Genomic DNA, 13484 nt, shown 5'->3' on the forward strand with positions numbered 1-13484 from the left:
CGCCCCCTATACGATCGTCGGCGGCGTGCCTGCCAAGCTCATCCGTGACCGGTTCAATGCCGGTATTGGCGAACGCATGGACAACCTCGCCTGGTGGGATTGGGACCATCAGCGCCTGCACAAGGCGCTCGACGATTTCCGCGAGCTGACCGCCGAGGAATTTCTCGTTCGCTACACGTGAGTTGGCACGCAGCAGAACAAGACAACAAAAAGGGCGCGGTTGGGAGGACCCGCGCCCTTTTTGCGAGGAATGGACCGGACGGCGCTATCAGGCGTCGACGGTTTCCTTCAGAAAGTCAGCAGCGACGCGGGCGGTCAGCGCCAGCGACACGGCGCCCGCATCGGGATGGCCGATGCTTTTTTCGGCAAGCGGCCGTGCACGGCCGAGCTTCGGCGTCAGTCCGGATGTGGCTTCGGCCGCATCGGTGGCGGCCTTGGCCGCTGCCTCCCAAGCCGTGTTCAACGATCTGTGGCTTTCGAACTCCCGCTCCAGCGTGTCGACGAACGGCACAAGCGCATCGACCAGGGTCTTGTCGCCGACGCGGGCCCGTCCGAGACGGGTGACGCCCTCGAGCGCGAGCCGCGCGCCTTCGACGATGGCCGCATCCGAGGGCTTGTCGTCGTCGGAAAACGCGTTGCTCCAGGAGCGAAGAAGCAGGCCCCAGATCGCACCCGACGTGCCACCCGCGCGGTCAGCCCAGGCATCGCCCGCCGCTGCCAGCACGCTGGCAGCGCCAGCGCCGGCTGCAACAGCAGCATTTGCGGCCTCCTGCGCCGCCGCCGAACCGCGGCGCATGCCCTGGCCATGGTCGCCGTCGCCGGCAAAGGCATCGATGCGGCCAAGCTCGTCTTCAGCCGCCTTCAGTGCATCGGCAACCTTGCCGATCAACCGGGCAATGCACTTGCCGCCTTCCCGGGAGGCCTGAGTGGCAGGGGCGAAGGTCGCCGGGCCATCCTCGTCGGAAATCGTGTCGGTCGCCGGCTCGGCGCTGATGATCGCGCCCTTGCGCAGGACCGGTGCATCGCATGGCGCGCACCAGTAGGTTTCAAGTTCTTCGTCGAGCCAGAGCAGTGACAGCGAGCAGCCCTGCATGTCCAGGCTGGTGACGAACTCGCCGCATTCCGGATCGACGATTTCGAGGCCCGCCGCCTTCAACTCTTTCTCGACCGCGACCCAAAGAACGAAAAGCTCTTCGTACTTGGTCGAACCCAGGCCGTTCAGCACCGGCGCGACCTTCTCGGTTCCAGCTGGGCGTTCCGCCAGCAGCTTGCCGACAAGCAATTTCGCAAGTTCGGTTGCCGAAACGATCTTTTCTTCGCTGATGCCCGGCTCGCCGTGAATGCCAAGGCCGAGCGCCATCTTGCCCTTAGGCACGGTGAAGAGCGGATGGTTGGCACCCGGCAACGTGCAGCCGCCGAAAGCGACCCCGAAGGAGACGGTGCGGTCATTCGCCAGGCGGCTGACGCGCTCGACCTCGTCCAGCGACAGGCCGGCTTCCGCTGCCGCACCGGCAATCTTGAACACGACGAGATCGCCGGCAATCCCGCGGCGCTTAGGCGCCGTTTCAGCCGCGGCGCTGGCGACGTCATCGGTCACCGGCACGATGCGCACGTCGATGCCTTCGGCCCGAAGCCGCTCGGCGGCAACGCCGAAGTTGAGCACGTCACCGGCGTAGTTGCCGAAGCCGAGCAGGACGCCGCCGCCCTGGTCGGCATGGCGGCAGACGCGCGCAACGGCAGCGGTCGACGGCGAGGCAAAGACGTCACCGGCAACGGCCGCATCAGCCATGCCGGGACCGACATAACCCGCAAAGGCGGGATAATGGCCGGAGCCGCCACCGATAACGACGGCGACCTTGCCCTTCGGCACCTTGGTCGAGCGCACGACGCCGCCCTTCACCAGACGGACATTGCGGGCATAGATGGAGCTGAAGCCGGCGAGCGCGGTTGCGGCGAAATCTTCCGGTGCGTCAAAGATCGTGGTCATCGCTACTTGTTCCTTAGTCGCGAGGCAGAATGCGCCTCAGATAGTCCCGGTTGGTTGCGCTGACGGAAAGGCCATCGCCACCATAATGCTCGCAGAGGAACGGGCTCTGGAACCCGTGGGAAAGCGCCATGCGAATGGCGGAGCGGTAGTTGATCACGCCGAACTCCAGCGGAGCCGGATGGGTGACGATCAGCCCCGACGTTTCGTCCTCGGTGCGGTTGTAGTTCTTGACGTGCCAGTATTTGGCAAAGGGTGCAACCTTCGCCATCATCTCCTGCCAATGTTCGACCGGACGATGCAGGCGGATCAGGTTGCCGAGGTCGGCGTTGATGCCGACATTCGACAGGCCGACGTCGGTAACGAAGCGCACGGTGCTGTCGGCCGAGCCGATATAGGTGTCTTCATACATTTCGAGCGCCAGCTCGATGCCCAGTTCCTCGGCATGGCGGCCGAGTTCGCGGATGCGCGAGACGCCCTTCTGCCAGATGGCGGCGTCATCAGGGTTTTTGACGCCGTCGACCGTCCAGAACCACAGCGCCTTCTTCTGCGCATCGGTCAAAGGACCGAAGAACCCGAAGGAGACCGAGCCTGCCCCGATCGCCGCAGCCGTTTCGATCACCCGGTGGCCATAGGCGAGATAGTCGTCGCCATGATCCGGATCGATGACGCTACGGCGCGATGTGGAGATCGCCGGCATGGTCAGGCCGAGATCACGCGTCAAGGCGACAAAGCTCTCAAGCCGTGCCGGCGACAGATCCGCAAGCCGGATCCAGCTGTCGGTCGGGTCGAGTTCGGTGAAGCCGGCATCGACGACGTCATCAAGCGTCAGCGCCCATTCCTCGATCGACTGATCCTGAACCGAGCGACCGTCTGCCAGCAGGTTCGGATACTGGATCATCGCAGCCGCGATCGGCCAGGTGTCACGGTTCCATTTACGCGGCGCGTTTGCCATGGCGTTTCCCCGATTTCTTGAAGTTTGGTGCGGCGGCTCCGTCAAGCCGCCGCGCTACCGTCGCCCTGCGATGTTGCATCGTTTTGCGATGCTGCATCATCGTGCTTGCGCTTGCGAACCAGGCCGATCAGTCCGAAGACGACAGGCGACAGCAGCATTGCCAGGCCAAGCGCCATCAAGGACGAGACCAGCGCATTCGACCAGAAGATATTGAGCGACCCGCCCGACAGAAGCATCGACTGGCGGAAGGCATCCTCGGCCTTGTCGCCGAGCACCATGGCGAGAACCAGCGGCGCCAGTGGATAATCGAGCTTCTTGAAGACGTAACCCAGAACACCGAAGCCGATGACCATAAAGATATCGGAGACGGAATTTGCCACCTGATAGGCACCGGAGAAGATCACCGCGACGATGATCGGGCCGATGATCGAGAACGGCACGCGCAGGATCGAGGCGTAGAGTGGCACGGTGGCAAGCACCAGGATGACGGCGACGACGTTGCCGAGATACATCGAGGCGATCAGGCCCCAGACGAAGTCGGGCCGGTCGGTAAACAGCATCGGGCCGGGCGTGAGGCCCCAGATCATCAGGCCGCCCATCATCACGGCGGCCGTGGCCGAACCGGGAACGCCGAGCGCCAGCATCGGCAGCAGCGCCGAGGTGCCGGCCGAATGGTCGGCGGTTTCAGGCGCAACGATACCGCGCGGGTCGCCCTTGCCGAACTTCGAGCCGTCGCGCGCCGAGCGACGGGCAACACCGTAGCTCATGAACGATGCGGCGGTCGGGCCGGCTGGCGTGATGCCCATCCAGATGCCGATGATGGTCGAGCGCGCAATGGTGAACCAGTAGCGCGGGATCTCGACCAGGGTGCGGCCGATTTCGGCGAGCTTGACGCGCGCCTTGATGCCTTCGAAGCGCAGGCCCTCTTCTGTCGTCAACAGCAGTTCGCCGATACCGAAGAGACCCATGACGGCGATCAGGAAGCTGACGCCCTTGATCAGGGTCGGGATGTCGAAGGTCAGGCGCAGATCGCCGGAGATCGTGTCCATGCCGACGGAAGCGAGTGCGAAACCGATCATCATCGAGACGAGCGTCTTGAACGGCGATTGCGCACCCATCGAGATGAAGCTTGCAAAGGCGAGGAAGTAGACCGCGAAATATTCGGGCGAGGAGAACCGCAGCGCGAAGTTCGCGACCCAGCCCGACAGGAGCGTGATCATCACCACACCGGCAAGCGCGCCGATGCCGGCCGAGACGAAAGCCAGCGTCAATGCGCGGCTCGCCTGACCTGCCTTGGCCATCGGATAGCCGTCGAAGGTGGTCGCCACCGACGAGGGCTCGCCTGGAATATTGAACAGGATGGATGTCGTCGAGCCACCGAACAGCGCCCCCCAATACATGCAGGAGAGCAGGATGATGGCGGAGATCGGATCCATGGAGAAGGTCAGCGGCAACAGCAGCGATACGCCGTTGGGCGCGCCGAGGCCGGGCAGAACGCCGACGAGAATGCCGAGCGTGACGCCGACCATCATCAGCAGGATGTGATTCCAGCTGAGGATGTGGCCGAAGCCATCGATCAGAAGACCGATATTTTCCATGTCATTCCTCCCGGGGAAACTTTAAGCGGGCGGGATCAGTAGATCCCGAACCAGGCCTCGACCGGTCCCTTCAAAAGCGGAACCTTGAAGCCGATCTCGAATACGATGAAGAAGAAGAGCGAAACGGCAACGCCTGAAGGCAGCGCGATCCACCACTTGTAACGCCCCTGGAAGAGCATCGCGCCGGCGATGTAGAGCGCGGTTCCGACATAAAGCCCGAGCCAGGCGGAGACGCCGGCAAAGGCGACGAGCGGCAAGAGGAATGAGGCAACGACGCGCGCGCGGGCACCATCGATGAAGATATCGCCCGTGCCGCGGTGCTTCACGAATGCACCGATGGCATTCGCAACGCTTCCCAGAATGATCAGAACACCGATGTAAAAGGGAAAATAGCCGGCTTCGGGGCCGAAATCGCTCCATCCGGCGCCGATATCGACGGCGCCGTAGCAGATGGCAGCACCAAAGATACCCGTTAACGTGGCGACGCCAAGCTCCACCGCGAAGCGGGAAAGCCCATTCGCACTGTTCTCACTCATGATCGTGACCTTTCGAACCGGTTGACGGGCGCTCTGAAGCGTCCTCTAGGCGTCAGACTCGACGCGCGGCGCTATAGAAGCGCCCGTCCCGATATATCGCCTATTTTAGTTGGCGAGCCAGCCTTCGCGCTTCAGAACTTCGCCGACTGCGGCGCCGTCCATCTCGATGGCGGCCTTGAAGTCGTCGCCAGCGATGTAAGCGGGAGACTGCGAGGTATCGGCAAGATACTTCGCCCACTCCGGCGTCTCGGAAACCTTGCGCATCAGGTCCGCGTAGAACTTGACGGCATCGGGTTCAACGCCGGCCGGCAGCCAGACGGTCCGCGGCATGGAGTAGTTGTCGATGGCAATGCCCGATTCCTTGCAGGTCGGGATGTCGCTCCAGCCCTTGTCGCCGGCAACCTTGGCGTCGTTCGTCAGCTTGACGCTCTTGAAGACGCAAAGCGGCTTGACCATGCCGGCCTGCCACTGACCGAGGTTTTCGCTCGGGTTGTTGACGTTGGCGTCGAGGTGTTCGCCGGCGAGCTGAACAGCCGCTTCGCCGCCACTCTTGAACGGGATGTAGTTGATGGTCGCGCCGGTCGCCTCGTTGATCATCGAGGTGAGGATCTGGTCGACGTCCTTCGACTGGCTTCCGCCGATCTTCAGTCCGCCTTCCTTGGCCTTGGCAGCAAAGTCTGCAGCCGTTGCGTAAGGCGCCTTGCCGTTGACCCAGAGAATGAACTCGTCGGAAGCAAGCGCTGCAACCGGTGTCAGGTCGCCGGCCTTGTAAGGCACCTTGGCGCGGACCGGCAGCAGGTAGGCATTGTTGGTGCCGAATGCCAGCTTGTAGGCGTCGCCCTTGTTGGTCGCCGTGTAGACGAAGCCTTCGGCGCCGCCGGCGCTGCCCTTATTGGTGACGACAACCGGCGCCTTCATCAGTTCGTACTTGCCGATGATCGCCTGAATCGTGCGCGCGAAGATGTCCGTGCCGCCGCCCGGGCCAGCCGTGACGACGAATTCAACCGGACGGTCGGGCTCGAAGGCCGACGCCGGAGCGGCAACGCCGAATGCGGCTGCCATGATGCATGCGATAGAAACGGATTTCTTCATGTCCAATCCTCCCGTTGAGTGAAATGCGGCGCAAGACCTCCTCCTGCGCCGGTAGTGCTTGAAAGCGTGCGAATTCAGGCGGCAGCCGAAAGGGCAGCCTTTTTCTTCGCCATGCGGACTGCGAGCAGAAGTGCCTCGCGGCTTGCGCCGACATCGGCGATACCCTTGCCGGCAATGTCATAGGCAGTGCCGTGAGCTGGGGTGCAGAGCGGGAACGGCAGACCGCCCATCATCGTCACACCCTTGTCGAAGCCCATCAGCTTCATCGCGATCTGGCCCTGATCGTGGTACATCGTCAGGACGGCATTGAAGCCCTCCTTGAGCGCACGAACGAAAACGGTGTCAGCCGGGAACGGACCATCGACGTTGTAGCCGAGCGCTTTGGCCTTCTCGACCGCCGGCTCGATGATGTCGATCTCTTCCATGCCGAAGCTGCCGCCGTCGCCGGCATGCGGGTTCAGACCCGCAATCGCGATCTTCGCCTCTTCGTAGCCGGCCTCCTTGAGGCAGGCCTGGGTCAGCTCGACTTCAGCAAGAATGCCCTCGACCGAGAGATTGTCGGCCACTTCCTTGAGCGGGATGTGCGAGGTGACACGCGCATTCCAGACCTTCTCGAGGACGTTGAATTCGCGAACCTTGCCGGTAAAGCCGAGCACGTCGGCGACGAAACGGATCTCGTCGTCATAGCCGGGATAGGCAAAGCGCATTGCCTTCTTGTTGAAGGGTGTGAAGCAGACGGCCTCGGCCTTGCCGGCGTGCGCAAGCTCCAGCGCCGTGCGGAAGTTGCGCGTTGCAAACGTGCCGCCGGCGAGCGTCGCTTCGCCGCGATCGACATCTGCCGGATCGAGATGACCGAGATCGACGAAGACGTGGCGGTCGGTTCCGGCCTTGTCGAGATCCTCAAGTGTCGAAGATTCAAGATCAAGCGTCAGGCCGGCGGCCTTGGCGCCCTCATCCAAAATGCGGCGATCTCCGATGGTGATGATGTGCGCCGCTTCGCGAATATCGGGAAGGGCCAGCAGCCGCGCCGTCAGCTCGGGGCTGATGCCGGCAGGATCGCCCATGGCGAGCGCGATGACAGGACGCGCGCCGTTACCGGCAGCACCATTGGTCGTCATGTGAGATGTCCTCCACTTCATGCTTTTCGCAGGCTGTCATACGTTATTCAAAATTCTGCATCAAGTCTTTTGTATTCTGTATGCAGCATTTTCTGTTGACGATGGCGAGCCCTGTCGCCATGCTTCAATCAGACAGTGCTGATTCAATCGGCACTCACGGGGAACGGATGGCCGACACGCGGCCGCCAAGTGCAGAAGCGAAATGATGAACGAAATCACACCACTGGAGAGACGCGCCGACGGTGGCCCCGGCCCGATCAGGCGGACGGCTCTGCATGACACGCTTGTCAGCCACCTGCGCGACATGATCATCGAAGGTGACCTTTCGCCCGGCACGCGCCTGCATGAGGGCCAGCTCGGCGAGCAGCTCGGCGTTTCCCGCACGCCCTTGCGCGAGGCCATCAAATACTTGGCGAGCGAGGGGCTAGTGGAACTCGTGCCCAGTCGCGGTGCCGTCGTAAAGCGCTTCAGCGCCAAGGACGTGCACGACATGTTGACGGTGCTGCAGACACTGGAAGAACTTGCGGGCAAGCTCGCCTGCGAAGCAGCGAGCGACGCCGGCATCGCCGAGGTTCGCGCTCTGCATGACGAAATGGTCCGCCGCTACAAGGTCGGCGACCGGCTGCAATACTACAAGCTCAACCAGCAGATACACTCGGCGATCGTCCAGCTCGCCGAAAATGCGGCGCTCGCCGACATGCATGGCGTCCTGCAGACACGGCTGAAGCGCATCCGCTTCATCGGCCACGAGGGCCCGGAAAAGTGGGCGGCCGCCGTCGCCGAGCACGATGAGATGATCGTCGCGCTCGAAGCCCGCGACAAGGCCAAACTATCCGAAGTGCTCGGCCGCCACCTGATGAACGCCTGGGAGCGCGTGCGCGCCTCGGTATAACGGCGCCAGCACGCGATGATCGGCTGACGCCGTCCGGTTCGGTCCGGCAGGCCCGTTCGCTATTACTGCGTGCGCCGATGCGATCAACGTGCGGCAATAGGCAGCGTGCCGACATGAGACACATAGAGTTGTCGCATCGGCAAAGATCTAACTCCGAAGAGAGATTTGGCCCTACTGGTTCAGTGAAGCCCGCCGACGCCAAGCAATCGCTCAACGGCGTCGTGGTCACTTGACAGCGCCTGCGGCGTGCCGGCCCAGGCGACGCGTCCGCGCTCAAGCACGATGACCTGATCGGCAAAATCCAGGGCGCTCTGGATGCGCTGTTCGACCAGCACGATCGTCATGTCGCCGGTCTTGGCGAGTTCGGCAAAGGCTTTCATCAGCTCTTCGCAGATCACCGGAGCCAAACCCTCGAGCGGCTCGTCGAGCAGCAGGATCGACGGACGGCCGAGGATCGAGCGGGCGGTCGACAGCATCTGCTGTTCGCCGCCGGAAAGCTGGCTGCCGAGGTTGCGCCGCCGCTCGTGAAGCCGCGGAAACATATCGTAGGCTTCCTGCAGCGCAGCCTTCGGCCGGTCCTTGAGGCCGACGAACAGGTTTTCCTCGACCGTCAGCGTCGGAAACACGCAGCGCGCCTGCGGCACGAAGCCCAGGCCTTTGCGGGCACGTGAAGCGCTCGGTATACCGGTCACATCCGTATCGCCGATGCGAATGCGGCCGTCATAGCGCTTCGTCTGACCGGCAAGCGTTGCCAGCAGCGTGGTCTTGCCCATGCCGTTGCGGCCGAGAACGGCAAGGCGCGCACCTGATGGAACCGAGAACGAAATGTCTTCGAGCACCCGCGTCGGTCCATAACCGGCCGACAGGTTTTCTACCTCAAGCGGCGTGGCTGGCATTGGCATAGCTCCCCAGATAGGCTTCTCGCACCCGCGGATCCTGGGTGACGTCCGACGGCGAACCGTCGAAGATGATGGCGCCGGCCGCCAGGACGACGACGCGCTTGGCAAAGCGGAAAACCAGATCCATGTCGTGCTCTATCATCAGCACGGCGAGATCCGCCGGCAGGTCGGAAAGCGCCTGTTCGATGCGCCCGGTGTCGCTCTGCGGCACGCCGGCTGCCGGTTCGTCGAGCAGAAGAACCTTCGGCTTCAAGGCAAGCGCCACGGCGATTTCAAGCAGGCGCTGCTGGCCATAGGCGATTTCGCTGACCTTGCGATGCATCAGATCGCGAAGGCCGAGCTTGCCGAGCAGTTGACCGACCTCATCCATCACATCAGGCATCGAGAGGAAATTACCGAACAGGCGGCCCGAGCGGCCATCACGCTGCAGCACGGCGAGCGCAACGTGCTCGGCCGGCGTCATGTCGAGAAACAGACGCGTGACCTGAAAGGAGCGCACGAGCCCCCTCCTCACCCGACCGATGGCATCGATGCCGGTGACCGCCTCGCCGCCAAGGCGAACCTCGCCGGAATCAGGGGCAAGGTTGCCGGTCACCAGGTTGACGAACGTGGTCTTGCCGGCGCCGTTCGGGCCGATCAGTGCCACGCGGTCACCCGGCGCCATGCTGAGGCTCACGTCATTGGTGACCGCCAGGCCGCCGAAGGCGCGCTTGAGGTTGCGAACTTCAAAGATGGGCTGCATCACTTTGCCTCCCGGCGGCGGGCAACGATGGCGGCTGCCGTTCCGTAAAGCCCCTTCGGCGCGAAGAGGACGACGGCGATCAGCAGAGCGCCGACCATCGTCAGCCAATGGAACGGGTTCGCGGCGGAAACGACGTCTTCGAAGAACATGAAGACGATGGTGCCCGTCAGCGCACCGAAGAGCGAGCCGGTTCCGCCGAGAACAAGCATCACCAGGCTTTCTGCCGACATGGTGAAGGACAAGCTGTCGAGACCGACAACCTGCGTCGAGATGGCGTTGAGCGCCCCGCCGACGCCGGCGACGGCACCGGAGATGACATACATCTTCATCAGTGCTGCCTTGGGCGATGCTCCCATCGAGCGGATGCGGATCGGATCTTCCTTGATCGCCCGGCACAGCATGCCGAACGGCGAACGCACGATCAGCCGTAGGAGCGCGAAGACCAACGCCAGCAGCACGACGGCGAAGACGTAAGCCGTGCGGCCCCACAGGTCGAACTCGTAGAGACCAAGCAGCGCGCTCGGGGCAATGCCGGAGAGGCCATCGCTGCCGCCGGTCCAGGACGACGCCTTGTTGGCGAACTCATGGAACAGGTGGATGAGGGCGATCGACAGCACCAGTTGCGGCAGGCCGTGGGCGCGCAGGATCACCGCGCCGCAAACGAGGCCGGCAACGGCGCCGGCGACGATGCCGAAGGCGAGCATCGAAAGCGGATCGTTGATGCCGTAATGCGCCGAGGCAATCCCCGCGGCATAGGCGCCGGCGCCGAACAGGGCTGCATGCCCGAGCGTCGCTACGCCGCAATAGCCGGTAACGAGATCAAGCGAGAGCACCAAAAGCGCGAGGGCGATGATGCGCGTGAGCAGCGCCAGATTGGTCGGGAACAGGAAGTAACCGACAACGGCAAGCGCCAGGATGACGCCAAGGCCGATCAGGTCGCTCCCGCCAAAACGGCGCTTGGCCGGTGTCTGCGTGGTCAAGTCGTTGGTGGTGGTCATGGTCATCCCTTGGCTCTCCCGGCAAGTCCGCGCGGGAAGACGCAGATGATCGCGATGACGGCCAGATAGAAGAAGAATTCGCCGAACTCGGGCATCAGGTAACGGCCGGTCGTGTCAATGCCGCCAAGCAGCAGACAGGCGACGAGTGCGCCGGGGATAGAGCCCGCACCGCCGACGGACACGACGACCAGGAACGTCACCATGTAACGAAGCGCATAATAGGGCTCGACCGGCAGAAGTTCAGCGCCCACAACCCCGCCGAATGCGGCAAGGCCGACCGCGACCGCGAAACTCACGGCGTAGACGATCTCGGTGCGCACGCCGAGGGCGGCGGCCATGGCCGCATTGTCCACTGAGGCGCGCAGCTTCACGCCGAACGCAGTCCTTTCGATCGCATACCAGAGGGCTGCCGCTACGGCGAGACCGCATAGGATCGCAAAGAGCCGATGCGTGGCGATGGCGCGGAAACCGAGATCGACGGAGCCTTGCAGTTGCGCGGGTAGCGGCACGGTCTTCAGCGTCGGGCCGAAGACGTAGTTGGCGATGCCGATAATGCAGAAGGTGATGCCGATCGTCATCAGCACCTGGGTCAGTTCCGGCGCGCCGTAGATGCGCCGGTAAAGCAGGCGCTCGATCGGAATGGCGATCAGGATCGTGCCGAAGACGGCAAGCACGATGGCAAAGCCATAGGCGAGGCCAAGATCGCGCGCTGCATAGGAGGCGATGTAACCGCCGATCATGGCAAAGGCGCCATGGGCGAGATTGACGACACGCATCAGCCCCATTGTCACGGAAAGCCCGATGGAAATGACGAAGAGCACCATGCCGTAGGCAAGGGCATCGATCGCTATGCTGAAGACTGTTTGCATGGGGCTGTCCGATGCCTTTCGTTATCGCTGGCGGTGGCGCGGCGAGACGGGTCTGCCCCGTCACCAACAATCAACCGCGCGCGCCTGGATCGCTCCGCTTTAAACGGCGGCACGGAAACGCTCCATCTCTCTATTTGGCACTCCCGGATGGAAAACCGCAATCGCACCGTTCGCGGGAGTGCTTTGGGGGCGTCCCGATCGGTCAAGCCGCGGCCGCCCGGTATGTTGCGGGCAATGCGGGCGGCGCTCGACCGGCGCCCGCATTTGCCAAAGCGTCTACTTCAGGGCCGCAAGACCGGGATCGCCCTGCTTCTCGAAGGTCTGAACTTCCTTGTTGTAGTAGGTGCCGTCATCAGCCTTGGCGACTTCGCGCAGATAGATGTTCTGCGTGATGTGGCGCGATTCGGGATCGATGGAAACCGGCCCTCGTGGGCTCGTCCAGGAAAGCCCCTTGACCGCATCAACAGCCTTCTGTGCGTCCTGCTCGCCACCGGTTGCCTCGATCATCTTGTAGATGACATGCATGCCGTCATAGGCGCCGACCGAGGGGAAGGAGAGTTCGGCCGGATTGCCGATGGCCTTCGAGGCCGCTTCGACAAAGGCCTTGTTTTCCGGCGAAACGTGCGAAACGGCGTAGTGGAACGTCGTCTGAACACCAAGAGCCGCTTCGCCGAGCGCCGGCAGGTCGGATTCCTGCGTCAGATCGCCCGGAGCGAAGAACTTGATGCCGCCGCTCTTCAGGCCATTTTCATTATAGGCCTTGACGAAACCGAGCGTGGTCGGACCCGACGGCAGGAAGGCGAAGACGCCTTCGGCGCCCGAATCCTTGATGCGCTGCATGATCGGCGAGAAGTCGTTGGTGGCAAGCGGCATGCGGATCGCCTCGACGACCTCGCCGCCCGCAGCTTCGAACCCGGCCTTGAAGGCGTTTTCCGCGTCGACGCCCGGACCATAGTCGCTGACCACCGAGATGACCTTGGAGACGCCGGCATCCTTCGCCACCTTGGCGATCGGCGTAGACGTCTGCCAGGTCGTAAACGAGGTACGCACCACCAGCGGGCTCTTCGTTACGATCGCCGAGGTCGCAGCGTTCATGATCACGAGAGGCACGTTCGCCTGCTCCAATAGCGGGGTGACGGCCATTGCATCGGGCGTGAAATAGAAGCCGGCCAGATATTGCACGCCTTCCCTAACGACCAGCTCCTGGGCAAGCGCCTTGGATTGCGCCGGGTCGGCCTGCGGTACGTCGCGATAGATGATCTCGATATCATCGTCGCCGACCTTGCTGCCGTTGACCGCCATATAGGCGTCGATGCCAGCCTTGAAGTTCTTGCCCTGCAGCGCGAAGGGACCGGAAAAGGGTCCGACGACACCGATCTTGATCGTGTCCGCATAGGCTGCGCCGCTCATTGCCAAGGCCGCAAGCGCGGCCAGAATGGTTCGTTTCATGTTTCCTCCCTATGGCACCGTCCACTCCCGACCCGGCACCGTCATTGCAAAGCAATCCGAATTTGATGCCTGTCAGTTTGTCACGCGAAACGGTGATGTAAAAATGAAAAATGGGCGGCAAACCATAATTCAGCAGTTATGTTTCGTCTTGGTCTTGACCACGTTGTTAAACGTGGTGCGCGCTGATGCACAAAGATACGCTCGTTAAAGCCACGATCCCAAAATAGGCATGGGAACATTATCATGTGCCGTTTGGGCGGAAGCCCATGGGGTGGCGCTGACCTCCCGATGCAATGTGCGGCAGGTTGCGCTTCCTGCTCATTGCTCGATGCGCGGGTCTCCGCGTGCTTGG

Annotated in this window: 12 protein-coding genes and 1 pseudogene; 2 read left to right on the top strand and 11 right to left on the bottom strand. The window is 62.8% G+C overall.

The genetic code is table 11. From position 1 onward, the window contains the following. Window positions 1-181, top strand: a pseudogene (locus BC363_RS04230) (acetyltransferase); the annotation flags it as partial. An 87-nt stretch (window positions 182-268) separates the two neighbouring features. Here the strand turns inward: BC363_RS04230 and BC363_RS04235 are convergent. The 6 genes from BC363_RS04235 to BC363_RS04260 form a co-directional block, all read right to left on the bottom strand. Further along, the gene (locus tag BC363_RS04235) at window positions 269-1987 is read right to left on the bottom strand and encodes a dihydroxyacetone kinase family protein (protein ID WP_065785649.1); all 1719 of its coding nucleotides are present in this window, start codon (window positions 1985-1987) and stop codon (window positions 269-271) included. Window positions 1988-2000: 13 nt separating this feature from the next. Further along, window positions 2001-2939, bottom strand: a complete 939-nt coding sequence (locus BC363_RS04240; protein ID WP_065785650.1) for a sugar phosphate isomerase/epimerase family protein — start codon at window positions 2937-2939, stop codon at window positions 2001-2003. Between the two features lie 41 nt (window positions 2940-2980). Continuing rightward, the gene (locus BC363_RS04245) at window positions 2981-4537 is read right to left on the bottom strand and encodes a tripartite tricarboxylate transporter permease (protein WP_065785651.1); all 1557 of its coding nucleotides are present in this window, start codon (window positions 4535-4537) and stop codon (window positions 2981-2983) included. 35 nt (window positions 4538-4572) lie between these two features. Beyond that, complete coding sequence (locus tag BC363_RS04250; RefSeq protein WP_065785652.1) at window positions 4573-5073, bottom strand: tripartite tricarboxylate transporter TctB family protein; 501 nt, start codon at window positions 5071-5073, stop codon at window positions 4573-4575. 105 nt (window positions 5074-5178) lie between these two features. After that, complete coding sequence (locus BC363_RS04255) at window positions 5179-6165, bottom strand: tripartite tricarboxylate transporter substrate binding protein (RefSeq protein WP_065785653.1); 987 nt, start codon at window positions 6163-6165, stop codon at window positions 5179-5181. A gap of 74 nt (window positions 6166-6239) precedes the next feature. After that, window positions 6240-7283 carry a 4-hydroxythreonine-4-phosphate dehydrogenase PdxA gene (locus BC363_RS04260; protein ID WP_065785654.1) on the bottom strand — a complete coding sequence of 348 codons (1044 nt, stop codon included), beginning with the start codon at window positions 7281-7283 and terminating at the stop codon, window positions 6240-6242. Window positions 7284-7488: 205 nt separating this feature from the next. Here BC363_RS04260 and BC363_RS04265 point away from each other — a divergent pair, with 205 nt between their 5' ends. Continuing rightward, on the top strand, window positions 7489-8175 hold the full coding sequence (locus tag BC363_RS04265; protein ID WP_065785839.1) for a GntR family transcriptional regulator: 687 nt from the start codon (window positions 7489-7491) through the stop codon (window positions 8173-8175). Window positions 8176-8354: 179 nt separating this feature from the next. On the opposite strand, the gene BC363_RS04270 is transcribed toward BC363_RS04265, so the two are convergent. From BC363_RS04270 to BC363_RS04290, 5 genes are all read right to left on the bottom strand, one after another. After that, window positions 8355-9071: an ABC transporter ATP-binding protein gene (locus tag BC363_RS04270; protein WP_065785655.1), complete on the bottom strand. Its 717-nt coding sequence runs from the start codon at window positions 9069-9071 to the stop codon at window positions 8355-8357. Next, entirely contained in the window at window positions 9052-9816 is a 765-nt protein-coding gene (locus BC363_RS04275; RefSeq protein WP_065785656.1) for an ABC transporter ATP-binding protein, read from the bottom strand. Before BC363_RS04275 ends, BC363_RS04270 begins: the two co-directional genes overlap by 20 nt. Further along, window positions 9816-10814, bottom strand: coding sequence for a branched-chain amino acid ABC transporter permease (locus BC363_RS04280; protein WP_065785840.1), 999 nt, complete (start codon window positions 10812-10814; stop codon window positions 9816-9818). Before BC363_RS04280 ends, BC363_RS04275 begins: the two co-directional genes overlap by 1 nt. 2 nt (window positions 10815-10816) lie before the next feature. Beyond that, a complete protein-coding gene (locus BC363_RS04285; protein ID WP_065785657.1) occupies window positions 10817-11683 on the bottom strand; it encodes a branched-chain amino acid ABC transporter permease in 867 nt (288 codons plus the stop codon). 276 nt (window positions 11684-11959) lie between these two features. Continuing rightward, complete coding sequence (locus tag BC363_RS04290) at window positions 11960-13132, bottom strand: ABC transporter substrate-binding protein (RefSeq protein ID WP_065785658.1); 1173 nt, start codon at window positions 13130-13132, stop codon at window positions 11960-11962. Window positions 13133-13484 lie beyond the last annotated feature (352 nt).

The sequence above is a fragment of the Ensifer sp. LC384 genome (genome assembly GCF_001695865.1).
GTDB lineage: Bacteria > Pseudomonadota > Alphaproteobacteria > Rhizobiales > Rhizobiaceae > Ensifer.